General features: G+C 62.9%; 21 protein-coding genes. 14 read left to right on the top strand and 7 right to left on the bottom strand.

Features of this window, described 5'->3' with window-relative positions; all coding sequences use genetic code 11:
* Positions 1–81: 81 nt before the first annotated feature.
* Both ACPW75_RS13475 and ACPW75_RS13470 read right to left on the bottom strand, forming a co-directional pair.
* Entirely contained in the window at positions 82–783 is a 702-nt protein-coding gene (locus tag ACPW75_RS13475; RefSeq protein ID WP_016351543.1) for an ABC transporter permease, read from the bottom strand.
* A 67-nt stretch (positions 784–850) separates the two neighbouring features.
* Positions 851–1,693, bottom strand: a complete 843-nt coding sequence (locus tag ACPW75_RS13470) for a substrate-binding domain-containing protein (RefSeq protein ID WP_042065688.1) — start codon at positions 1,691–1,693, stop codon at positions 851–853.
* Positions 1,694–1,941: 248 nt separating this feature from the next.
* Between ACPW75_RS13470 and ACPW75_RS13465 the strand changes: the two genes are divergently transcribed.
* Complete coding sequence (locus tag ACPW75_RS13465) at positions 1,942–3,297, top strand: sigma-54-dependent transcriptional regulator (RefSeq protein ID WP_077097290.1); 1,356 nt, start codon at positions 1,942–1,944, stop codon at positions 3,295–3,297.
* A 31-nt stretch (positions 3,298–3,328) separates the two neighbouring features.
* Positions 3,329–5,422 carry a sensor histidine kinase gene (locus tag ACPW75_RS13460; protein WP_077097289.1) on the top strand — a complete coding sequence of 698 codons (2,094 nt, stop codon included), beginning with the start codon at positions 3,329–3,331 and terminating at the stop codon, positions 5,420–5,422.
* 159 nt (positions 5,423–5,581) lie between these two features.
* Here ACPW75_RS13460 and ACPW75_RS13455 read toward each other — a convergent pair whose 3' ends face one another.
* Positions 5,582–6,448, bottom strand: coding sequence for a helix-turn-helix transcriptional regulator (locus ACPW75_RS13455; protein WP_029299489.1), 867 nt, complete (start codon positions 6,446–6,448; stop codon positions 5,582–5,584).
* Positions 6,449–6,537: 89 nt separating this feature from the next.
* Complete coding sequence (locus ACPW75_RS13450) at positions 6,538–7,395, bottom strand: formate dehydrogenase accessory sulfurtransferase FdhD (protein ID WP_077097287.1); 858 nt, start codon at positions 7,393–7,395, stop codon at positions 6,538–6,540.
* A gap of 225 nt (positions 7,396–7,620) precedes the next feature.
* On the opposite strand from ACPW75_RS13450, the gene ACPW75_RS13445 reads away from it, so the two are divergent.
* The 10 genes from ACPW75_RS13445 (at position 7,621) to ACPW75_RS13400 (ending at position 17,496) form a co-directional block, all read left to right on the top strand.
* Complete coding sequence (locus tag ACPW75_RS13445) at positions 7,621–7,896, top strand: DUF6602 domain-containing protein (protein ID WP_218668675.1); 276 nt, start codon at positions 7,621–7,623, stop codon at positions 7,894–7,896.
* Positions 7,897–8,210: 314 nt separating this feature from the next.
* Complete coding sequence (locus tag ACPW75_RS13440) at positions 8,211–8,702, top strand: hypothetical protein (protein WP_218668674.1); 492 nt, start codon at positions 8,211–8,213, stop codon at positions 8,700–8,702.
* A 373-nt stretch (positions 8,703–9,075) separates the two neighbouring features.
* Complete coding sequence (locus ACPW75_RS13435; protein WP_077097285.1) at positions 9,076–9,654, top strand: DUF3305 domain-containing protein; 579 nt, start codon at positions 9,076–9,078, stop codon at positions 9,652–9,654.
* Positions 9,647–10,249, top strand: coding sequence for a DUF3306 domain-containing protein (locus ACPW75_RS13430; protein ID WP_179101481.1), 603 nt, complete (start codon positions 9,647–9,649; stop codon positions 10,247–10,249). Before ACPW75_RS13435 ends, ACPW75_RS13430 begins: the two co-directional genes overlap by 8 nt.
* 104 nt (positions 10,250–10,353) lie before the next feature.
* Positions 10,354–12,084 carry a 4Fe-4S dicluster domain-containing protein gene (locus tag ACPW75_RS13425; RefSeq protein WP_077097281.1) on the top strand — a complete coding sequence of 577 codons (1,731 nt, stop codon included), beginning with the start codon at positions 10,354–10,356 and terminating at the stop codon, positions 12,082–12,084.
* A gap of 10 nt (positions 12,085–12,094) precedes the next feature.
* On the top strand, positions 12,095–12,715 hold the full coding sequence (locus ACPW75_RS13420) for a TorD/DmsD family molecular chaperone (protein ID WP_017409114.1): 621 nt from the start codon (positions 12,095–12,097) through the stop codon (positions 12,713–12,715).
* Positions 12,716–12,784: 69 nt separating this feature from the next.
* Positions 12,785–12,988: a transcriptional initiation protein Tat gene (locus ACPW75_RS13415; protein ID WP_077097279.1), complete on the top strand. Its 204-nt coding sequence runs from the start codon at positions 12,785–12,787 to the stop codon at positions 12,986–12,988.
* Positions 12,989–13,011: 23 nt separating this feature from the next.
* Positions 13,012–15,900 carry a formate dehydrogenase subunit alpha gene (locus tag ACPW75_RS13410; protein WP_201903383.1) on the top strand — a complete coding sequence of 963 codons (2,889 nt, stop codon included), beginning with the start codon at positions 13,012–13,014 and terminating at the stop codon, positions 15,898–15,900.
* A 4-nt stretch (positions 15,901–15,904) separates the two neighbouring features.
* A complete protein-coding gene (fdh3B, locus tag ACPW75_RS13405) occupies positions 15,905–16,528 on the top strand; it encodes a formate dehydrogenase FDH3 subunit beta (RefSeq protein WP_011706855.1) in 624 nt (207 codons plus the stop codon).
* A complete protein-coding gene (locus ACPW75_RS13400; protein WP_011706854.1) occupies positions 16,525–17,496 on the top strand; it encodes a formate dehydrogenase subunit gamma in 972 nt (323 codons plus the stop codon). Before fdh3B ends, ACPW75_RS13400 begins: the two co-directional genes overlap by 4 nt.
* Before the next feature lie 65 nt (positions 17,497–17,561).
* Here ACPW75_RS13400 and ACPW75_RS13395 read toward each other — a convergent pair whose 3' ends face one another.
* Positions 17,562–18,692, bottom strand: a complete 1,131-nt coding sequence (locus tag ACPW75_RS13395; protein ID WP_077097275.1) for a hybrid sensor histidine kinase/response regulator — start codon at positions 18,690–18,692, stop codon at positions 17,562–17,564.
* A 240-nt stretch (positions 18,693–18,932) separates the two neighbouring features.
* Here ACPW75_RS13395 and ACPW75_RS13390 point away from each other — a divergent pair, with 240 nt between their 5' ends.
* Positions 18,933–20,648, top strand: a complete 1,716-nt coding sequence (locus ACPW75_RS13390; RefSeq protein ID WP_024944164.1) for an NAD-dependent malic enzyme — start codon at positions 18,933–18,935, stop codon at positions 20,646–20,648.
* A gap of 71 nt (positions 20,649–20,719) precedes the next feature.
* On the opposite strand, the gene ACPW75_RS13385 is transcribed toward ACPW75_RS13390, so the two are convergent.
* Positions 20,720–21,061, bottom strand: a complete 342-nt coding sequence (locus ACPW75_RS13385) for an RT0821/Lpp0805 family surface protein (RefSeq protein ID WP_077097273.1) — start codon at positions 21,059–21,061, stop codon at positions 20,720–20,722.
* Positions 21,058–22,347, bottom strand: a complete 1,290-nt coding sequence (locus ACPW75_RS13380; RefSeq protein WP_252410842.1) for a hypothetical protein — start codon at positions 22,345–22,347, stop codon at positions 21,058–21,060. Before ACPW75_RS13380 ends, ACPW75_RS13385 begins: the two co-directional genes overlap by 4 nt.
* 305 nt (positions 22,348–22,652) lie before the next feature.
* Between ACPW75_RS13380 and ACPW75_RS13375 the strand changes: the two genes are divergently transcribed.
* On the top strand, positions 22,653–23,891 hold the full coding sequence (locus tag ACPW75_RS13375) for a uracil-xanthine permease family protein (protein WP_016351527.1): 1,239 nt from the start codon (positions 22,653–22,655) through the stop codon (positions 23,889–23,891).
* Positions 23,892–23,979 lie beyond the last annotated feature (88 nt).

Below are 23,979 nucleotides of genomic sequence, written 5' to 3'. Positions count from 1 at the left end.
TCACTTCTTCACATAACCGTGACCACGACAGAGAGGGGGTCAGCAGCATTTGGCTAGGGATGACAGTGCGCTGCGCCATGGTCAGTTCTTCAGATAGCTGTGACCACGGCACGCGGTCAGCAACAGGTTGAGCAGCAGGGCCAGGGCCAGCAGCACTATGCCGAGCGCCACCCCCTGGGTGAAGGCCCCTTTCTGGGTCTCCAGCGCGATGGCAGTGGGGATGTTGCGGGTGAAGTGCAAAATGTTGCCCCCCACCATCATGGAGCAGCCCACCTCGGTGACGATGCGGCTGAAGGCGCCGATTACCGCCGCCAACAGGCCGAAGCGGCACTCGCGCATCAGCCCGAGCAGCGCCCTGGGCCAGGAGAGCCCCAGGGTGCGGGCGGTCTCCCAGGCGCGCCGATCGCTCTGCACGAACGCCGCGTGAGCCATGGTGGCGATCACCGGAAAGGCGATCAGCATCTGCCCCACCACCATGGCCTGCTGGGTGAACAGCATCTTCCAGTCGCCGAAGGGGCCGGCCCGCGACAGCAGCATGTAGAGCAAGAGGCCAATCACCACGGTCGGCACCGACTGCAGGGTATTGATGCAGGAGAGCCAGAGCCAGCGGGCCGGGATCGGCAGGTAGGCCAGCGCGAAGCCGAGCAGCAGGGCCGGCAGCAGCACCAGCCCGAGTGCGAGGCCCGATACCGAGAAGGAGACCCCCACCACCTGCCACAGCTCGGCATCGCCGCTGAACAGCAGCGCCAGCGCCGCCAGTGTGGTTTCGATCAGGGTCGGCACCGGGCGCCTCCGTCACTCAAGGTGGCGAGGGGCGCCAGGGGCAGCTCGAACAGGGTCGGCCTTGGCATCACTGCGGCTTGGCGTCGGCCACGAACAGCGGCTGGCCGGCCACCTTGAAGTCACCGATAAGCTGCTGGCCGTGCTGGGAGACCAGCCAGTTCTTCAGGGTACGGGCCCCTTCGGTGTTGAGATCCGGGTAGCGCTTGGGGTTGACCAGGATCACCTGGTAGGGGTTGAACAGGCGCTTGTCACCCTCCAGCAGCACGGCGAGATCCAGCTTGCTCTGGTAGGCGAGCCAGGTGCCGCGGTCGGTCAGGGTGTAAGCCCCCAGCTCCGAAGCCATGGTCAGGGTCGGCCCCATGCCCTGGCCGATGGACTTGTAGCCGGCGAACTCGGGCTTGACGTCGGCTGCCTGCCACAGGGTCTTCTCCTTGATGTGGGTGCCGGACTCGTCCCCGCGGGAGATAAAGGTCTGCCCCTGCTCCTTGATGGCCTGCAGCGCCTTGGCGGCGTCGTGCAGCTTGCCAAGACCGGCCGGATCTTTCGCCGGGCCGACGATGACGAAGTCGTTGTACATCAGGTGCTCAGGCTCGATGCCGAAGCCCGCCTCGACGAAGGCCTTCTCGGCAGAGGGGGCGTGGGTCATCACCAGATCCGCGTCGCCGTTCTCGCCCATCTTCAGGCTCTGGCCGGTACCGGCCGCCATCACCTGCACCGGGTAGCCGGTCTCCTTGGTGAACTGGGGCAGCAGCCAGCCCAGCAGGCCGGACTGTTCGGTGCTGGTGGTGGTGGCGAGGCGGATGGGGGCCTTGGTCTCGGCATGGCTGGCAGCGCTCCAGAGCGGCAGGCTGAGCAGCAGGGCGGAGGAGAGGGCAAGGGCGAGGCGTTTGCGCACTGTGGCTGTGATCATGATGTCAGGGTACCCGGTGATGGAGAGAGGGCAGGACTAAGCAAGCAGGGTGCCAAGCTGGCCGCGTGCCTTGTTTGGCCCGGTTTTTAATGTGAAAACAGTCGGTTAAGTGCACTAATTGCGTGATGGCACCGTCGCTTTTAATAAACGGAGTTGGCACTTGGGGCCGGTTAGCGACAAAATGTCCCACAGTTTATAAGGTCGGTGGGACAATCCCGGAACCTTGTCGAATCTGAGGTACTTTTTTCATGACTGCACCCGCCAGCCGCTGGTCCGCCCTCTCCCTGCTCATCGTCGACGACGAACCCGGCATGCGCAGCTTCCTCGCCAAGGCGCTGGCTCGCCGCTTCGCCCAGATAGAGACGGCCGCCAGCGTGGAGGAGGCCGAAGCCCTGCGCTGCCGCCTGCATTTTGATCTCATCATCGCCGACATCCGCCTGCCAGGGCGCTCCGGCATCGAGTGGCACGAGGCCATCGACCCCGCTACCCGGCGCAGCGACATCATCTTCATGACCGGCTTTGGCGACATGGAGACCGCCCTCAAGGCGCTGCGGCTCGGCGCCAGCGACTTCATTCTCAAACCCTTCAACCTGGATCAGATGGTGCAGGCGGTGGACCGGGTCATCGAGCGCCGCCAGATGGAGCGGGAGAACCTGCTGCTGCGCCGGGAGGTGAGCAAGCTGTTCCCGCCCACCCTGATCGGCGACAGCGCCAAGACCCGCGAGCTCAAGACGCTGATCGCCCGGGTCGCCCCCTCCAACGCCGCCGTGCTGGTGGAGGGGGAGTCCGGCACCGGCAAGGAGCTGGTGGCCCGCGCCCTGCACCAACTCTCCGGCCGGATGGGGGCCTTTGTGCCGCTCAACTGCGCCTCCATCGCGCCCGAACTGCTGGAAAGCGAGCTGTTCGGCCACGTGCAGGGGGCCTTTACCGGCGCCCGCAAGGGGCGCGACGGCCTGTTCCGGGTCGCCCACCAGGGCACCCTCTTTCTGGACGAGATCGGCGAGATGCCACTCGCCATGCAGGCCTCCCTGCTGCGGGCGCTAGAGCAAAAAGCCATCCGCCCGGTGGGGGCCGAGCGGGAGCTTTCGGTGGACGTGCGCATCGTCGCCGCCACCAACCGCAACCTGAAGGCGGAGGTGGAGGCGGGCCGTTTTCGTGAAGACCTCTTCTACCGCCTCAACGTGGTGGCGCTGCCGGTGGCCCCCTTGCGCGAGCGCATCGACGACATCCCCGCCCTGGTGCACCACTTTACCCGCCAGCTCACCGCCGAGATGGGCATGGGCGCCCTGCACTGGACCCACGAGGACGTGGTAGCCATGCAGGCCTACCCCTGGCCTGGCAACGTGCGCGAGCTGCGCAACCTCATCGAGCGCTGCCTGCTGCTGGGCAAGCCGCCCGTCGAATACTGGCAGAGCGCCAAGCCGGCCGAGTCGGCACGGAGCGAGGAGGGCTATCCGCTGGAGTGGGCGCTGGCCGAGGTGGAGAAGGCTCACATCCTGCAGGTGGTGGCGAGCCATGATGGCAACAAGTCGGCCGCCTCCCGGGTACTGGGGGTGGCGCGCAAGACCCTGGAGCGCAAGTTCAAGGAGTGGGCCATCGAATGAGCCGGCTCGTCCGTTGCCGTCGGAGTGAGTCATGAGGCTGGCGCAGATCCCCGGGTTGCTCAGAACCAAGGTGCGCTGGCGTCTGCTGCTGCTCACCTCGGTGCCCATCATGCTGACCCTGGCCGGCATGATCGGGCTCACCCTCTACTGGACCCTCACCTACAGCTGGCAGAACCTGCTCACCACGGTGCGCAGCGACCTTGGCGTTGCCCACCACGCGGTGAGCGTGCAGCAGCAGCGCCAGGCCGAGCACCTCGAACACCTGCGCGATGCCTGGGCCTTCCAGCTGCAACTGCGCGAATCCCCCGCCCGCTTGCGCCAATGGGTGATGCCGCTGGCCGCCAACTACGGCCTCGATTTTTTGCGCCTGCGCAGCGGCAGCGAGCTGGATCTGCTGCCAGCGCAGGATCGCGCGGCCCTTGCCGCCGGGCGCAGCGTCAGCCACTTTGTTGTCTGGTCGCGGGAGCAACTGCTGGCGCTCTCGCCGGCGCTGGCCAGCCGCGCCGTGCTGGAGCGGGAATATGATCCGGTGGCGGGGCAGGAGACCCGTGGCCTGGTCAGCCTCTCGCTGACCCCGGTGATGGGGCGGGACGGCAGCCTCTGGGGCGTGCTGGAGGGGGGCGAGCTCATCAACGGCAGCACCCGGCTGGTGGATGAGCTCAAGGGTCAGGTGTTCGCCAAGAACACCCTGCCGGCCGGCAGCATCGGCACCGTCACCCTGTTTCTCGGCGATCTGCGGGTGAGCACCAACGTGCCCGCCAGCAGCAGTCGCCAGCTGGGGCGGGCGGTGGGCACCCGGGTGTCGGCACCGGTGCGCGAGCAGGTGCTGGGGCGCGGTGAGCCCTGGATTGACCGCGCCTTTGTCCACGACGCCTGGTATGTGTCGGGCTACGAGCCGCTGCTGGGGGTCAATGGCGAGCGCATCGGCATGCTCTACGTCGGTTTTCTCGAGTGGCCCATCATCCGCACCTACCTCACCAACCTGCTGGAGCTGGGTTCCGGCGTGGTGGTGTTGCTGCTGCTCTCCGGCCTGCTGGTCTATCGCGGTGCGCGGGACTTGTTCACCCCCATCGAGCGGATGCACAAGGTGGTGCGCCAGGTGCAGGCGGGTCAGCCGGCCCGCATCGGCGTGCTGGCCCTCGACCCCGACCACGAGCTGGCCCAGCTCGGTCGCCAGTTCGACGCCATGCTGGACCAGCAGGCGGCGCACCAGCAGCAGCTGGCCCGCAGCGCCGACGAGCTGGAGCAGAAGGTGGCCGAGCGCACCCGGAGCCTTGAGCAGAAGACCGCCGAGCTCGAGCACCACATCCACATGCTGACCCAGGCCCGCCAGCAGTTGCTCATCAGCGAGAAGCTGGCGGCCCTCGGCGAGCTGTGCGCCGGGGTGGCCCACGAGATCAACAATCCGCTGGCGGTGATCCTCGGCAACGTGGAGCTGATGAAACTGGAGCTGGGGGAGGCGGCCGCGCCGGTGAGCGAGGAGCTGGTGCTGGTGCTGGCCCAGATCGAGCGCATTCGCGCCATCACCCGCAGCCTGCTGCAATATTCCCGCCCCGGCGATTACGAGACGGCGCCGGTGTGGCAGCACCTCACCCCCATCATAGAGGAGAGCCTGACCCTGGTGCGCTCCGCCCTGCGCCAGCAACAGGTGAACCTGGTGGCCGATCTCAGGGCCCAGCAGCCCATCGAGGCGGATCGCCAGCAGCTGCTTCAGGTGCTGATCAACCTCTTGGTCAACGCCAGCCATGCGCTGGGGGAGCAGGGGGAGATCCGGGTCGAGAGCCGCGACTGGCTGGATGACGCCGGGGCCCTGCAGGGAGCCGAGGTACGGGTCATCGACAACGGCAGCGGCATCGAGGCCGCCATCATCGACAAGATCTTCGACCCCTTCTTCACCACCCGCGCCACCGGCACCGGGCTGGGGCTGGCCCTGAGCCACCGCATCATCAGCCGCTGGGGCGGGGAGCTGTTGGTAGACTCCACCCCGGGGCAGGGCAGCTGCTTTACCATCCGCCTGCGCAGCCACGCCCAGCTGGCCAGCGGCGGCGAGCGCGCCCGGTTGGAGGGGTGGCGCATCGCCCTCAACGCCGAGGGGCGTGATGCCGGTGGCGACCACCCGTCTTAACCACGCCAGCCACAAAAAAGCCCGCCGAACTTGAAGGGTGCGCATTGCCCTCAATGAGGAAGGGCGTGAGGCCGGTGACGACAAGCTGTCTTAACCACTTCAGGCACAAAAAAGCCCGCCAATACTGGCGGGCTTTTTTACGGGCGAGTGAGGGGATACTTACTGCGGGCTCCACACCAGCTTGCCGCTCTGGGTCAGGTCATAGCCGCCGAGGCGGGCCGCCAGCTCGCGCCCCTCGGGGGATTGCAGCCAGCCGATCAGCTGCTGCAGCAGGGTGCGAAAGAAGACCCCCTGCGGCATCACCAGATCGAAGCACTCCTGGGAGAGCGGCATGAAGTCGAGGCCGAACTCGGTGGCGGTGCTCTGGGCACCGGGCCCGACGTCGGCATCGCCGCGGCTGATGGCGGCGGCCAGCTCCCGCTCGCTGTTGACCTCGAGGGTGCGCTCCAGCCGGGTCAGCGACTCCCCTTGAGTTTGCAACCACTCCTGCAGGGCGCGCTGGCTGCCGGCCCCCTCCTGGCGCATGGCCCAGCGCCAGTCAAGCGCCTGTCTCGCCTCTTTCGGTTGCAAGCCCCGGCGCAGCACCAGCCCCTGCACCCGCCTGAATCCATGAACGATCACCCATTGCCGGTGGCCCTGATACTGCTGCACCAGCGCCGGGTGGCGCAGGTGGGCCTCCTCGGCCTGGCCCCAGTGGATGGCGCACAAATCCACGTGGCCGCGCGCCAGCATCGCCAGCCCCTGCCGGGTGCCGCACGGGGTGTAGCCCACCAGTGCCTGGGTGCCGAGCTGTTGGGCCAGCCGGCTGCTGGCGTAGTGGAGCAGTACATCGTCGGAGCCCGCCAGCAGCAGGCGGTCGTTCATCACCCCCTCGTGGCAGCTGCCGAGCAGCCAGCGATCGAGCAGGGATCGCGGAAACAGCCACTTGCCGGTCGCCTTGGTGGCAGGGATGCGCGCCTCGTTGGCGAGCTGGTAGACCTTCTTCTCGTTGAGATCGAGGTATTCGGCCACCTGCTTCACGTTCATAAACTCGTTCATGGCTTGCGTTTGACCCTCTGGCTGGTCTGATCGAGATACAGCGCGATCTGCTGGGTACTCATCAACTCGTTCATGGCTTAATCCCGCATCCCGCGACCGGCCGAACTGGGTGCCAGCACCGGCGGCTTCTCGTCCAGCACCAGCTGGTCGTGGCCGCTGAATACCTCGAAGTGGCGCCCCTTGGCGCGGGCAATCATGGTGATGCCGAGCTGGCGGGCCAGATCCAGCCCCATCTGGGTGACGCCGGAGCGCGACAGCAACACCGGAATGCCCATCTGCGCCACCTTGATCACCATCTCCGAGGTGAGCCGCCCGGTGGTGTAGAAGATCTTGTCGTGGCCAGCCTCGCCGCGCATCCAGAGCTCGCCCGCCAGGGTATCCACCGCATTGTGGCGCCCCACATCCTCGACAAAGGAGAGGATTTCAGCGCCGCGACAGATGGCGCAGCCATGCACGGCGCCCGCCATCTTGTAGGTTTCGTTATGGGCCGACAGCGCCTTGAGCAGGGCGTAGAGGGTGCTCTGTTTAAGTTCCGGCGCCGCCAAGACCACCCCTTCGAGCTTCTTCATCACGCTGCCATACATGGTGCCCTGGCCGCAGCCGGAGGTGACCGTCTTCTTCTCCAAGGATTTGTCGAGATCGGCGGCCTGCTGGCTGCTCACCACGGCGGCGGCCTCGCTCTCCCAGTCGACGATCACCGACTCGATGGCCCCGATGTCCTCGATAAAGCCCTGATTTTTGAGATAACCCAGCACCAGCGCTTCGGGGCGTGCCCCCAGAGTCATCAGGGTTACGATCTCCTTCCAGTTGAGGTAGACCGTCAGTGGCCGCTCACAGGCGATTTGGCGGGTTTGCAGCTGCCCCTGCTCATCCATCACCTCGACGGCCATGGTGAGCTGGGCGGCAGCATTGCTTTTGATAAAGGTCGGTGTCATGGGCCCCTCGCGACCGGTTGCCGGGATCTAAGGGGAGGGGCACAGCAAGTTTTGTTCCAACAGGGGAAAGAAATATTATTTCTGTATTAGGTGTATTTTTTGACTGTTTATATGGCTATTTAATATTTTAACGTAAGATTTCAGATGGATTTTTATTAGAATTGACGATATATTTCGTCAAAATGAAAAATATCATATTTTTTCGTGCTTTTATATGAGGGAGTTATGGCGATAATATCTAAAAAAATAAATGAAAAAATAAAATATCTCAAAGGCGGTTTTGAAGTCAACAAAGATATTGTCCATAATGGTATAAAAGGTGGGTTAAATGAAGGTGAATTGTCTTCTTTAATCAAAGATGTTATTCCTCAAAGATATCGGATAACACGAGGAATCATCGAAAATGCAATAAACGAACAATCAAATGAAACAGATATCATCATATATGATGATGAAATATTACCGCCATATATAAAAAATGATTTATCTTTCGTCCTGTAGAAGCTGTTAAATATGCATTTGAAGTTAAGACGAAATTAAATGCCAATGAGCTAAGAACCACATTAGGAAAATTTACCAACTTCAAGACTATTGGAGGTTCATCACCTACAGTATTGTTTTCATTTTCAACAGATATAAAAGGTAGTGAGTTATTGCGTTATTATAATATGGAGAATAAAAAAGATTTTTTTGTAAACCCATCTATTACAGTGCTATGTACTTCCAATAAGAGTTATTACTATAAAACATCCGAAGAGTTATACCTTAAGGATTTCATTAGTAACAGAAAATGGTTTGAAATGTGCCAAAGTAGCATGTCTGATTTAAAAGTGGAGGATGTCGCTGAGATTTTGAGAGGCATGATATTAGATGAGCAGACACTATCAAAAATGGGAAGGGTTGAATTTGCAGCATTAATTCAAGCTGTCCTTGCATTAAATAATCACACAAGGTCATTAGAAAGCAATGATGTATGTGTAAATGGCATCAAGTATAGTGATGTTAAATTTACCATTCACAAATGGATAGGTATTGAGTGTGACTCTGAGCATATATCAAATAATGTAGAGCTTTCGTTCTTGTCTGGTATATCAAATACGTTGTCTAAGAGTAGCTTGGGTAAATACTTGTTAAGTGACCTAAAGCTAGATGTAAAGTTATTTTCTATCTGTTTTGAAGATATGTGGGGGAATATAAGTTGTCAGGACTTTAATGAGAATGGGATATCATATCCAATCAACGAATATAGCTTTGATTATCGAAGTGATAGTCAAAATCACAAGATGGTCTTTAAAATAAAGAAATGAATAATCTCTCATATTTGGTTGAACCGCAGGTTGGCGCTTAACGAAGTGAAGCCCAGCGCTTTAAGCAAGGCAGTAATCGGATAATTTGGTGTTATTCGATTATTGCTATCCCTGTCGATTAGGTTCTGGCGGATTACTCTTACTCCGCATGTTGGGCTTCGCTGCGCTCTGCACCAACCTACGCCTGTGCCAACCCATATCCCGCACGACGACCCAACCCGTATCAAAGCCACCATCAACTACCAAACCTGCCTTGGCCCCACTCTTGCTATGTCTTATCCCATTGATGGCCGTGGCTGCCCTGAATCTCCTGCCGTAACCCGCCCCGAACGGGGTGGATCACGGGGGAGGGCGGCCCGGCAGAGACCTTCTGATGGGAGCCGTGACAGTGCAAGACACCACCAATACCTTGCCCCCGCAGCGCTGGCTGCAACTGGAGTTAAAGGCCATCGACAGCCAGGTTGGCCGCTGGCAGAGCCGCCGTTTCGAGATAGCGGCGCTCCATCCCGCCGAGCCCGAGGCGACCGGCGCCTTGCCCCTTACCCTGTTTCGCGATGAGCGGGGGGATTATCGCTTTAATTTGAGCTCCGGCTCGCCCCGCCTCTTTGTCACCGGAAGCCGCGTAGACAATGGCTTTGTGGCCGATGGCCTCACCCTGAGCCAGACCGTGGCCGCCGCCTATATGGATGGCGAGCGGCAGGTGCTCTCCTACCCGCTGCCCGAAGCGCTGCAAGCCTGGGTGGAGGCCTTTATCGGTCGTCACGGCGAGCTGCTGGAGGCCCGTCGCAAGGGCAAGAAGGGCAAGGGGCGGGCGCAGGATCAGCTGGGTGTCGATAGCCAGGATCAAGCCAGCTGTGGCGCCGTCAAGGCCACCGGCCCCGATGGCCGCGAGCGTGGCAGCGACGCCGGAGCCAGTGCCGGAAATAAGGCCGGAAACAGCGCCCATGAGTGAGTTCCTCAAGCGCTGGTCATCTCGCAAGAGTGAGGCGCGCAAGCATCAGCCATTGCAGCCACGAGAAGAGGCTACTCCTGAGGCGCTTGCGACCCCTATCGAAGGCAGTGGCGAAGGTGAAATACCAGATACTGCGCTGGATAGCAGCGTAGTCAGCACTGACAAGGGGAGTGATGATCCTCTCCCCATTGAAGAAGCCAAGCAGCGCGGATCAGAGCTCAAGACGGCCCCTTCAGAGAAGCCAGCACTCCCCGACAAGGAGACGCTGCGCGCCATGTTTCGCAGCCATAAGCCGGATGGGCTCGACGACTACACCCAGGATTTCAGCCAGCCCGAATTGCTGCCAGCGGCCCTGAGCGCCGGGCTGCGCAACTGGCTGGTGGAGCAGGCGACGGCGCCCGATGGCGAAGCCCCTCACTCAACCGCTGCCGCACCCGAACCGGCGACGGTGGCCGCCACGGCCATAACCAGCGAACCGCAAAGGTTGGCTGATAACCATTCTCAAAACCCCACCGACGATCGGGACATTTTGGTTGACCATGATGGACAAAATGTCCCAACCAAGGGTGGGGGAATGGAGCATTTGGGATCCTGACTCCCTGCCAGTCACTTTTTTCCTGGGGGAGTTGGCTCGGCTCTTGCTCTCCCAGCTGACCAACAAGCACGCCATCCCACGAGGTGGCGCGCACAGGAGTGCATGTGAGCATCGAACAACCCATAACAACATCCGTCGCAACTCTGACCGCCGATGGCGTGGCCGCGCGCAACGAACATGCCCGCGCCCATGCTCTGCAGCATACGGTCAAGACCGACAACCTGATCCCGGCCACCGTCTCCTACCAGAGTCAGGGGCGCCTGCTGCTGGTCGGCCCGGAAGACTGCATTCGCCGCGCCGCCAGCCTGCTGCCCCAAGGCGTGATGCCGACCCTGCTGGTGACCGAATCCGTTTATGACGCCGAGGCGGCGGATCTCGAGGCCATCTTCGAGGCTACCGCCGCCCTGGATGCCCTGACCCTGCGCGAGCCAAGCCTGACCGGGTATCTCGGTCAGTTCCAGCTCACCGGCCTCAATGGTCAGGGTGAACGTATTTCTCTGGCGGCGCTCTGTTTTACTCAGCAGGCCGCTGCAAATGGCGAACCGCGTTTCGATCTGGTGGCCGATCTGGGCCGCGTCCCGCTGTTTGCGCTGGAGCGCCCGCCAGTCGGCTATCTGCATCTTTCCGATGACGCTGACCTGGCCGAACGACTCGCCGAACTTTGTGCGCTGACCGGCATCTTCGACAAGCCGCGCTATTTTCGCCTCGACCCCGAGGCCTGTGCCTTTACCGCCCGCGGCGTGCCCGGTTGCAGCCGCTGCCTCGATGTCTGCCCGACCGATGCGCTCAAGCCTGTCAATGGTCGCATCCAGATCGATCCCCATCTCTGTCAGGGCTTTGGCAGCTGCGCCTCGGCCTGTCCGACCGGGGCGATTGGCTATCACCAGCCCGACGCCAACACCAGCGGCGACTACCTCTTCCGCCTGCTCAAGCACTACCGGGAAGCCGGGGGCGACGCGCCGCAACTGCTGATCGCCAGTGAAAGTGAGCGCGAACGGGTGGAAGCCGAACTCACCCGTTTGCCCGCCAACTGGCTGCCGGTCTGGGTGGAGGAGAGCGCGAGTTTGGGCATCGAGAGCTGGTTCGCTGCCCTTGCCTATGGCGCCAGCGCGGTGCGCATCGCACTGGGCGACGATGCCCCCGCAAGTGTGCGGGCGCTGGTGGAGCGGGAGCTGGCGAGCGCAGCCGTGCTGCTGGCCAGCGCCGGTCTTGCTGCCGATCGCATCGGCCTGTTTAACCCGGATGCCGAGCAAGATAAGCCGCTCTCCGGTGAGCCGGCCCTTGCTCTGCTGGACAAGCCGCTCAAGGGGGATAAGCGGGAAAACCTGTTTGCCGCCTTCGATGCGCTCTGGCAAGCCAACGAAGGGCGCCGCGAGCCGCTGGCGGTGCCCCACGGCGCCCCTTATGGCAGCGTGGAGCTCAAAGACGCTGACTGCACCCTCTGCATGGGCTGCGTGGCGGTCTGCCCAAGCCGCGCCCTGCATGCGGTGGGCCATGCCCCCGGCCTCAACTTTATCGAGCAGGACTGCATCCAGTGCGGCATGTGCGAAAAGGCGTGCCCCGAGCAGGCCATCGTGCTGGTGCCCCGCCTGCAACCGGTGCCCGAGGCGCGCCGCGCCGTGCAGAGCCTCAAAGCCGAAGAGGCGGCCTGCTGCATTCGCTGCGCCAAGCCGTTTGCGCCAGCCTCCCTTATCCGCCGCATCCAGCAAAAACTGGCCGGTCACTCCCACTTCCAGAACGAGGCCGCCCAGCGGCTGCTGATGTGCGAGGAGTGCCGGGTCAAGGATGTGTTTGCGGCGCTGGCGGCGGATCCCGTCTCCCAGCTCAAGGTGTGAGGGGGCTCTGATGACTGAACAACGCAATGACTACCCGGAGGCGCCGGCAATGACCGACCTGGATCGCAATAGCGCCGACATGTATGCCCTGCTGGCGAGCCTCTGGCGCGCCGCCCCCCGTGGCGAACAGCTCGCCTGGCTGCAAGGCCTGCAGGCCATGCCCGGCCCCTTTGCCAGAGGGCTGGGGCTGGTGCAACTGGCGGCCAGCAGCCACCACGAGAATGAGCTTGCCGAGGAGTATCAGGATCTCTTTATCGGGCTGGGGCGCGGGGAAATCGTGCCGTTTGCCTCCTGGTATCTCACCGGCTCTTTGATGGAGCTGCCGCTGGCAGTGCTGCGCGCAGACCTGCAGTCGCTCGGTTTCGAGCGCCAGAGCGGAGTGTGTGAGCCGGAAGATCATCTGGCCGCCCTCTGTGAGGTGATGGCGGTGTTGATTGCCGAGCAGCACCCGGATCGTAACCGCTTCTATGAGCGCCACCTTGCCCCCTGGGTACTGGCCTGCTGCCGCGATCAGCAACAGGCGAAAGGGGGCAGCTTCTACCGGGCGGTCGGTGCGCTTGCCGAAGACTTTTTCAAACTGGAACAGGAACTGCGCCTGCCCTTTGGCAGCCCGGTGGTGACGCAGCCATGACGCTGCGCCGCCCACTCATAGCAAAACCGGCTCACCGCAGCCGACCATAACAACAGAGGTCACAGAAAGATGAGCGATGAACAACTGAAAGACCCGTCCCGCCGCAATCTGATCAAGGGGGTGGGGGTGGTTGCCACCATCGGCGTGCTGGCCGGTGCCACTGGCCGGGTGGTGGGCAAGGAGGTGCTGACCCACGACACCGCGCCGGACAAGGGCTATCGGGAGACCCCCCATGTTCACGACTTTTATCGCACCCTGCGCGGCACCGACTGAGCCGACTCAGTGAAGGAGAACTCATGAAACTGACGAAACGTGCCGAGCAGCCCCAGGCGGGCGAGCAGGGCAGCTTGCAAAGCAATGGGGCCGCTCGCGGTCAGGGGCTGACCCGTCGCGCCTTTATGGTCAACTCAAGTCTGGTGGCCGGCGGCGCCGTGGCCGCCGGCTGGCTGGCGCCAGCCATGATGCAGCGGGCCGAGGCCAAGACCGTGGCCGCCGATGTGCCGGTCGAGGTGAAACGCACCATCTGCTCCCACTGCTCGGTGGGCTGCGGCGTCTATGCCGAGGTGCAAAACGGCGTCTGGACCGGTCAGGAGCCGGCCTTCGATCACCCCTTCAACCTCGGCGGTCACTGCGCCAAGGGAGCGGCCCTGCGCGAGCACGGCCACGGCGAGCGTCGCCTCAAGTACCCGATGAAGCTGGTGGGCGGCAAGTGGCAGCGCCTGAGCTGGGAGCAGGCCATCGAAGAGGTGGGCAATGAAGTGCTGCGTCTTCGCAAGGAGTCCGGCCCCGATAGCGTCTACTGGCTCGGCTCCGCCAAGCACTCCAACGAGCAGGCCTACCTGTTTCGCAAGATGGCGTCCCTGTGGGGCACCAACAACGTGGATCACCAGGCGCGCATCTGCCACTCCACCACGGTCGCCGGGGTCGCCAACACCTGGGGCTACGGCGCCATGACCAACAGCCTGAACGACATGCATAACAGCAAGTCGATCATGTTCATCGGCTCCAACCCGGCGGAGGCCCACCCGGTCGCCATGCAGCACATCCTGCTGGCGAAAGAGCGCAACGGCTGCAAGATCCTGGTGGTCGACCCGCGCCGTACCCGTACCGCCGCCAAGGCGGACATGTACCTCTCCCTGCGTCCGGGCACCGACGTCGCCTTTATCTGGGGCATGCTCTGGCACATCTTCAAGAACGGCTGGGAAGATAAAGAGTTCATCCGCACCCGCGTCTACGGCATGGACGAGGTGCAAAAAGAGGTGGCGCGCTGGACCCCGGCCGAAGTGGAGCGGGTGACCGGCCTCAACGAACAGCAGGTTCATGGCGCCGCCAAACTGCTGGCCGACAACCGCCCCGGCTGCGTGGTCTGGTGCATGGGTGGGACCCAGCACACCACCGGCAACAACAACACCCGAGCCTACTGCATCCTCGAACTGGCCCTCGGCAACGTGGGCAAAAGCGGGGCGGGCACCAACATCTTCCGCGGTCACGACAACGTGCAGGGCGCCACCGACTTTGGCGTCACCTCAGACTCCCTGCCCGGTTACTACGGGCTGGAAGAGGGCTCCTGGAAGCACTGGGCCCGGGTGTGGGACGTGGATTACGAGTGGATCAAGGCCCGTTTTGACAACAAGGCCTACAACGGCAAGTTGCCGATGAACAACAACGGCATTCCGGTCTCTCGCTGGGTGGATGGTGTGCTGGAGAACGCCGATCTCATCGAGCAGGGCTCCAACATCCGCGCCATGTTCTACTGGGGCCATGCGGTCAACTCCCAGACCCGCGGTCCCGAGATGAAGAAGGCGATGCAAAAGCTCGACATGATGGTGATTGTCGACCCGTACCCCACGGTCGCCGCCGTCATGAACGATCGCACCGACGGCGTCTACCTGCTGCCGGCCACCACCCAGTTCGAGACCTATGGCTCCGTCACCGCCACCAACCGCTCCATGCAGTGGCGCGACAAGGTGGTCGAGCCGCTGTTCGAATCCAAGGTGGACCACGAGATCATGTATCTGCTGAGCAAGAAGCTTGGCTTTGCCGATGAGCTGTTCAAGCACATCAAGGTGGAGAACAACGAACCGCTCTTGGAAGACATCACCCGCGAATACAACCGCGGCATGTGGAGCGTGGGCTACACCGGTCAGAGCCCGGAGCGGCTCAAGGCGCACCAGCAGAACTGGCACACCTTCCACAAGACCAACCTCAAGGCCGAGGGCGGCCCGGTCAGTGGCGAAGTGTACGGTCTGCCCTGGCCCTGCTGGGGCACCCCGGAGATGAAGCACCCCGGCAGCCACATCCTCTACGACACCAGCATTCCGGTGTCGGAAGGGGGCGGCGGTTTCCGCGCCCGCTTCGGTATCGAATACCAAGGCGTCTCGCTGCTGGCCGAAGACTCCTGGCCGAAGGGGAGCGAGGTGGAAGACGGCTATCCCGAGATCACAGCCGATCTGCTGAAGCAGCTCGGCTGGTGGGATGAGCTGACCGAGGCAGAGAAGAAGGAGGCCGAGGGCAAGAACTGGAAGACCGATCTCTCCGGCGGCATCCAGCGGGTGGCCATCAAGCACGGCTTCGTGCCCTATGGCAACGCCAAGGCGCGCTGCGTGGTGTGGACCTTCCCGGATCAGGTGCCCAAGCACCGCGAACCGCTCTACACCCCGCGCCGGGATCTGCTGGCCGACTACGCCACCTGGCCCGATGCCAAGAGCCTGTGGCGCCTGCCGACCCAGTACGCCTCGGTGCAGGAGAAGGACGTCAGCAAGGAGTTCCCGATCATCCTCACCTCCGGCCGTCTGGTGGAATACGAGGGGGGCGGCGACGAGACCCGCTCCAACCCCTGGCTGGCCGAGCTGCAGCAGGAGATGTTCGTCGAGATGAACCCGGCGGATGCCAACGACGTCGGCGTGCGCGACGGTCAGGACGTGTGGGTGGAGGGGCCGGAAGGGGGCCGGGTCAAGGTGAAGGCGCTGGTGACCCCGCGGGTCAAGCCTGGGCTCGCCTTTATGCCGTTCCACTTCGGCGGTCACTTCGAGGGCCAGGATCTGCGCGCCAAATATCCGGAAGGGTCAGACCCCTATGTGCTGGGGGAGTCGGTCAACATAGTCACCACCTATGGCTATGACCCGGTTACCCAGATGCAGGAGACCAAGGTCACCCTGTGCCGTTTTCGCCAAGTAGGAGCCTGATCTCATGGCCAGAATGAAATTCATGTGTGACACCAAGCGCTGCATCGAGTGCAACGGCTGTGTGACGGCGTGCAAGAACGAGAACGACGATGCCCTCGAGTGGGGCATCCAGCGCCGCCGGGTGGTGACCCTCAACGACGGCCTGCCGGGGGAGACCTCCATCTCGGTCGCCTGCATGCACTGCACCGACGCCCCCTGCATGGCGGTCTGCCCGGCCGACTGCTTCTATCACACCGACGACGGCATCGTGCTGCACAACAAGGATCTCTGCATCGGTTGCGGCTACTGCCTGTTTGCCTGCCCGTTCGGGGCGCCCCAGTTCCCGAAGACCGCCGCCTTTGGCGATCGGGGCAAGATGGACAAGTGCACCTTCTGTGCCGGTGGCCCGGAAGAGGATCACAGCGAGGCGGAGCGCCAGAAGTACGGTGCCAACCGCATCGCCGAGGGCAAGCTGCCCATGTGTGCCGAGCTCTGCTCCACCAAGGCGCTGCTGGCGGGGGACGCGCAGGTCATCTCCGACATCTTCCGTGAGCGGGTCGCCTATCGCGGCGCCAAGGAAGCGGGCTGGGGTAGCGGTGAAGAGCTGTTTTACGACGCCAGCAAGGCGGGCAAGGGAGGGGCGGCATGAAAACCTGGCTAATGGCCCTGTTTGCCGCCCTGCTGCTGGTGAGTACCGCCAGCTTCGCCGACGCCGAGAAAGAGGCGGTCGGCTTTGCCGGCGCCGACTACTGGCGGGCGGTGAAGGACGGGCAGGAGGGGGTGACCACCTCCCGCTCGCCGGAGCACGGGGTGCTCATCTCGGTGCCGGGCCAGCTCTGGTTCGAGGTGAAGACCAAGTGGGTGTCGCCGCTCGGTGCCATCGCCATCTTCGGGTCGCTCGCCATGTGTGGCCTGATGTACTGGGCGGTGGGGCCGACCAAGCTCTCCAAACCGCGCACCGGGCGCAAGCTCAAGCGCTGGAGCCGGCTGGATCGGGCGCTGCACTGGACCACGGCGGGCATGTTCCTGACCCTGTCCGGGTCGGGGCTGGCCATCATCTACGGCAAGCACTTCATCAAGCCGGTGGTGAGCATCGGGGTGTGGGAGAACTGGATCTGGTTCGCCAAGGTGTTCCACAACTACGTGGGGCCGCTCTTCTTCCTCTGCCTGATGGGAGTGCTCATCAAGTGGTTTCGCCACAACATCGTCAACATGGTGGACGTGCGCTGGTTCATGAAGGCGGGCGGCATGCTGGGGCCCCACAAGGGGAGTCACCCCTCGGCGGGCTTCTCCAACGGCGGCGAGAAGGCCATTTTCTGGCTGCTGATCTGGTTTGGCGGCATCGTGGTGGCGACCGGGCTGTTTCTGGACTTCCCCATCTTCGGCCAGCTGCGCCGCCAGATGGAGTGGGCCAGCTTCATCCACATCGTCGGGGCCCTCATCCTCATCTGCGGCTTCATCTTCCATATCTACATGGGCCTGTTCCAGCTGGAAGGGGCGCTGGAGGGGATGATCAGCGGCGAGGTGGACGAAACCTGGGCCAAGGAGCACCACGATCTCTGGTATGAAGAGGTGAAGCACCAGCTCGACGAGCCCAAGGCAGGCAAGTCAGGCTGAGGCTGACCGCGACATCAGGATGAAAGAGAAGGGGCGCTGCGGCGCCCCTTTTTTGTGTCTGCCGCTCAGAGCGGCGGCTGCAGCGGCAGCCGGATGCGGTAGCAGAGTCCCTCGCCGGGCGGGCTGGTGACGGCGAGCTGACCGTGCAGGTTGTTCTCCACCAGATTGTGGATGCGACAGGCGCTCAGCCCGCAGTGGCGGGCGTCACCGCGCAGGGTGGTGAAGAAGGGCTCGAACAGGTGGACCAGCTGCTCGGCCGCCATGCCGGGGCCGTTGTCCCGATAGATCAGCAGCAGCTCGCTGCCGGCGCGTTCCACCTGCAGGGTGAGGCGATGCTCCCCCGGCCCCTTGAAGGCGTGCTCCATGCTGTTCTTGATGAGCTCCTGCACCAGGTCGAGAAACAGCGACTCGGGGGCGGTCAGGGTGACCTCCTCGCCGCCCAGCTCGGCGTTGACTCGGGCGATGAGAAACTCGGGGGTGAAGGCCTGCAGCAGCTTGCGCAGGCTCTTCTGTACGGCGAAGGGGGTGGCGGGCAGCTCGGTCTGATCCCGGGTCAGCTCCTTGAAGCGGGTCACCAGCAGGGCGACCCGGCGCAGGCTGGACTCCACCAGTTCGGTGCCCTCCTTGATGTCAGTGAGCTGCTGCTGGAGCAGGCGCTGCCCCAGCATGCCGTTTTGCACCGCGCTGGCCAGCAGATCGCCGGCGCCGTGAATGAGGCTGGAGGCGGTGATGCCGATGCCGATGGGGGTGTTGATCTCGTGGGCGATGCCGGCGGTGAGCTGAAACAGGCTCTGGTAGAGCTGCACCTTGGCCTGCTGGCGTCCCAGATCCTTGAGGCGCAGCTGGTTTTGCACTCGGGCCAGCACCTCGAGCTGGTGGAACGGCTTGGATACATAGTCGCAGCCGCCGGCCTGAAAGGCCTGCTCGAGCGCCCCGATCCCGCTATTGGTGCTGATGAAGAGTACCGGCAGGCACCACTGGCCCGGCAACTGCTTGATGCGGCGGCACGCCTCGTAACCGTCCATCACCGGCATGTTGATGTCCATCAGCACCAGATCGGGGGGGAACTCGGTGGCGGCATCCACCGCCTGCAGGCCGTCGGTGGCCTCCCGCACCCGGTAACCCGCCTCTTCCAGCAGACTGCGCAAGATGTAGCGGTTGGATGCCATGTCATCGACGATCAGGATTTCACTCATCTGTTTGTTCTCTCCTGCCCCCGGGAACCTCTCCCTGCCGGTGGCCTGCTGTTGAGCATAGTTGGCCGCTCTCTGTGGCGCGTGGCCGGTATGAGACCATCATCCGCCTTGGCGCGGATTTTGGCCGCAGGGTATGCCCAAGCTCACAAAACTAAACAGGCAAACGTCATATGATTGATTTCATTATGAGTCTTGCTCTCCTGCCGAACGGCAATTTCACGTAAATCAAAGAGAATGACTATGGCTACCGGACAATATCTGCTGTGGAAAGATGCACAGGGACAAGATTTTCGCCCCGTTGCACTGACTGGCACCGATCTGCTCAACGATCGCAATCTCAACAAGGGTACCGCCTTTACCGAACAGGAGCGCGCCGACTTCGAGCTCGACGGCCTGTTGCCTCCCCAGGTGCAAACCTTCGAAGCCCAGCTGGATCGGGTCTATCAGGGCTTTCTGAGCGCCTGCAGCGACATCGAGAAGTATCAGAACCTGCGGGCATTGCAGGATCGCAACGAGACCCTGTTCTATGCCCTGCTGGCGCGCCACGTGGAGGAGATGACCCCCATCATCTACACCCCGACCGTGGGCAAGGCGTGTCAGGAGTTCAGCCACCGCTACCAGAAGGCGCGCGGCCTCTACATCACCCCGAAGAACGTCGATGACATGGGCTCCCTGGCCCGTCAGCTGGATGCCAAATCGGTGCGCATCATCGTCGTGACCGACAGCCAGGGGATCCTGGGGATCGGTGACCAGGGGGTGGGCGGCATGGGCATTCCCATCGGCAAGCTCTCCCTCTATACCCTGGCCGCCGGCATTCACCCCGCCTGCTGCCTGCCCATTGCGCTCGACGTGGGCACCGACAATCAGGCGCTGCTGGATGATCCCATGTACCTGGGTCAGCCCCACAAGCGCATTCGCGGCAAGGAGTACGACGACTTCATCGACAAGTTCGTGGCCGGGGTCAAGCGCCACTTCCCGAACGCCGTGCTGCAGTGGGAGGACTTCAGCAAATCCAACGCCTTCAACAATCTCTCCCGCTATCAGCAGTCGCTGCCGTCCTTCAACGACGACATCCAGGGTACCGGGGCCGTGGTGCTGGCGGGCATCATAGGGGCGGTCAAGGTCAAGGGCGAGACCCTGGGCCAGCAGAACTACCTGGTCTATGGCGCCGGAGCCGGCGGGGTCGGGGTGGCGGATCAGATCTGCGCGGGCATGATCCGCGAAGGGCTGGATCCGCAGGCGGCCCGCGATCGCATCTACATCCTGGATACCCAGGGGCTGGTGTGTGACAACCGCGAGGGGCTCGACGAGTACAAGCGCCGCTACGCCAAGCCGGGCCTGCTGCTGGCCGGCTGGGACACCGAGGTGCCCGGCAAGGCCAACCTGACCGACGTGCTGCGCCACGTGCCGATCACCGTGCTGCTGGGCACCAGCGGCTCGGGCGGCGCCTTCAAGGAGGAGCACGTGCAGCTGATGCAAAAACACTGCGCGCGCCCCATGGTGTTCCCGCTCTCCAACCCGACAGCCAACTGCGAGGCGCTGCCGGACGACATCTATCGCTGGAGCCAGGGCAAGGCCATTGTCGCCACCGGCAGTCCGTTCAAGGATGTGCACTACGAGGGGCAGGAGTTCCGGGTCGGTCAGGGCAACAACGTATTCATCTTCCCGGGGGTGGGTCTGGCGGCCATCGTCAGCCAGATCCGCGAGATCACGCCGGACATCTTCACCACTGCCGCCTTTGCACTGGCAGAGTGCGTGAGCGAGGTGGACCTGGCCAAGGGGGCCGTCTATCCGCGCATTCGCGAGCTGCGCAACATCTCGGTGCACGTGGCGACGGCGGTGCTCAAGGACATAGTGCGGCGGGATCCTTCCCATCCGCTGATCGGTCAGGATCTGCAGCAGCATATTCTCAACCACATGTGGGAGCCGGTCTATCTGCCCTATCGCCGGGTATGATGGCTGCAAGCTTGCAGTTGCAATAGAAGGAGGGTGGCCATGGCCACCCTCCTTTTTTGTTACCTGAGCTGTCAGCTGCGCAGCGGCAGCCAGTGCCCCGCCTTGCTGCGGCAGGCGGTGTCCTGCCACTGCTGACTGGCTTGGCCTATGTAGAGCTGCTCGCGGTAGTCGCGGCACCAGAGGCCGTTGGAATGGCGAAAGGTGCGCAGCGGCGTGACGCTGCCTGAGTGGCGGTTGGCGGAGTTGAACCAGGTGAGGCTCTGGCCCTTGGGGCGGGTTTGCAGCGCCTCGGCCAGCGCCTGATTGGCCAGCGCCACATCCTGCTTGTCCATCTGGTGATAGAGCGGGGCGGCTGGCTGGGTGGCACAGGCGGACAACCACAGCGCCAGGCAGATCAGCAGATAACGGCTCATGGTTGCACCTTGCTGTTGAACCCTTGCTGGATCAGTGCTTGCTCCTGCGCATCGGTCAGGGTCTGGCCGCGATCGTCGGCCGTGCCGTCGCCCCGGATCTCGTTGCCGCTGGCATCCACGGCGTCTACCCCGTTGTCGTCGACCGTACCATCACCCCGGATCTCGTTGCCATTGGCGTCGACGGCGTCTACCCCGTTGTCGTCGACTGTACCGTCACCCCGGATCTCGTTGCCATTGGCGTCGACGGCGTCTACCCCGTGGTCGTCGACCGTGCCGTCGCCCCGGATCTCGTTGCCGTTGGCATCGACGGCGTCTACCCCGTTGTCGTCGAGGCCGTTGCCGAGGCCACGCCCGCCACCGTGACGATCTCCGCCGGCGTGGCGGTCCCCTCCGCCATGCTGCTCACCACCGGCATGCCGATCACCCCCTGCATGCTGGTCGCCGCCGGCGTGTTCCCCACCGCCGTTGTCATCACCACCATGGCTACTATCGCTGCCGCCATCGCTGTCATTGCCTCCACCACTGCTGCCGCCGCCATCGCTGTCGCTGCCTCCACCGCTGCTGCCACCGCCGTCGCTGTCACTGCCTCCACTACTGCTACCGCTACCGCTACCGCTACCGCCTCCGCCGCTACTTCCTCCTCCACCGTTTCCACTGCCGCCGCCACTGCCATCGCCATCCTTGTTGTGAACGATCAGCCCATTGGCGACATAGCTGTGGCTGCCATCCAGGATCAGGTTGAACAGTGCGGTGGTGGGCGGGGCGTCAAGCCAGCAGAGGGACTCCACCAGTAGCGGGGCGGGGTGCGGGGCCAGCGCCAGGTTGCCTGCGCTGCTGTGCTCCGACCAACCCAGCAGATGCATGCCGGTAAAGAGCGGCAGCACGGCGAGGGTCGGGTTCTCGGTGCGGGTCATGGCCGGGGCGATGGCTGCCCAGCCGCGGGTGGTCAGAAAGGGGTGTTCGGCGGTGAAGAAGGGGGCCAGCCGGTTGAGCCCGTATAGCCTGCGCGCTCCCAGCAGTACCCGTTCGACCGCCAGGATCCGGTTGCTGTGGCCATATTGATCCCGTACCCGCTCACCGACCTGCAGGGTCTCGATAGAGCGCTCCTCCCCGTCGGCCATCAGGATGCGGGTGCCGGCCACGAAACAGGACTTGGCATAGGCCTGATTCAGCTGCCATTGATGGTGGCTGAAGTCATAGCTCAGCGGGGTGGCAAACAGGGCCAGGGCGATGGCCGAGCCCACCAGCAGTCGACGCTGGCTGGGCTTGAAAGCGGGCAGTGACATGGGGGACTCCTTGTCCGGCTGGGTTCACGCCATCAAGTATAGAGGGGGGCGGTGGCGGGGCAGGGGCAACACCTGACAACAAAACAGCGTGGAAAAACGATTGGCGTCGGCCATAAAAGTGCGTAAAATCGCTTCCTCGATGCTTGTAGCAACGAATCCCGCCTAAAAAGCCAGTTTCATGCCCTCCCCAAGCAGTAAGAGGCAACAAATGACGCCGAATGGCTCATTCAGTGCCTTGAAAAAGTCTTGTGATAACTGAAAAGTGTCAAATATCCCTGTCAGTTATCAAAAAATTAAGGACATCCATGTTTTCCTTAGTCAAGCAAAGTGTCGCCGGGCTGCAAATCCTGTTTGTCGCCTTCGGTGCCATGGTTCTGGTGCCCCTGCTCACCGGACTGAACCCCTCCATGGCCCTGCTTGGCGCCGGTGTGGGCACCCTGCTGTTCCAGCTCTGCACCCGCCGCCAGGTCCCGATTTTCCTCGGTTCCAGCTTTGCCTTCATCGCCCCCATCATTTACGCCACCCAGACCTGGGGCCTGCCCTCCACCATGTTCGGTCTGTTTGCCGCCGGTTTCATGTACTTCATCCTGGCCGCGCTCATTCGCGTGCGTGGGATGGGCTTCGTGCACAAGCTGCTGCCGCCGGTGGTGATTGGTCCGGTGATCATGGTGATCGGTCTGTCGGTCGCCCAGGTGGCCTGCAACATGGCGATGGGCCGCGCCGGTGGTGAACAGGTCGTGCCAGCCTCGGTTGCGCTGACCCTGGCCGGTATCTCGCTGGCGGTGACCCTGATTGCGGCGGTGTTCTGCAAGGGCTGGATCAAGCTCATTCCCATCCTCTCCGGCGTCATCGCCGGTTATGTGGCCGCCGTGCTGATGGGTCAGGTGAGCTTCGATGGCATGGTGAATGCCCCCTGGTTGGCGCTGCCCCACTTCGTGACCCCCGAGATCAACTGGGCTGCGGCGCTGTTCATGCTGCCGGTGGCCATCGCCCCCTGTATCGAGCACATCGGCGGCGTGCTGGCCATCGGTGGTGTGACGGGCAAGGATTACACCAAGAACCCGGGTCTGCACCGTACCCTGGCCGGTGACGGCATCGGCGTCTGCTTCGCCGGTTTCATCGGTGGTCCCCCCGTCACCACCTATGCCGAAGTGACCGGCGCAGTGATGATCACTCGCAACTTCAACCCGGTCACCATGACCTGGGCCGCGGTGTTCGCCATCATTCTGGCCTTCTTCGGCAAGTTCAACGCCCTGCTCACCTCCATCCCGATGCCGGTGATGGGCGGTATCATGCTGCTGCTGTTCGGATCCATTGCCGCCATTGGTCTCAAGACCCTGGTGGAGTCCAAGGTGGATCTGGGGCTGTCGCGCAACATCGCCATCGTGGCCGTGACCCTGACCGTGGGTGTCGGTGCGCTGGAGATGAAGATCGGTGACTTCGCCCTGGCGGGCGTGGGTCTGGCCTCGGTGGCCGCCATCCTGCTCAACCTCATCCTGCCCCAGCACTCCGAAGAGGGGGCCATGGAGAGCGCCAAGGATTAAATCCCTGCGTTGACTTGCATTGAGATGATGAAAAAGAGGCCACCCCAGGGTGGCCTCTCTGTTTTGTCGGTGCGCCGGGCCCGAGGTT

This window comes from Aeromonas sp. FL131, assembly GCF_049860615.1.
Taxonomy (GTDB): Bacteria; Pseudomonadota; Gammaproteobacteria; order Enterobacterales; family Aeromonadaceae; genus Aeromonas; species Aeromonas hydrophila.
The sequence above is the reverse complement of the archived record's forward strand: the minus strand, read 5'-3'. Positions and strand labels throughout refer to the sequence as shown.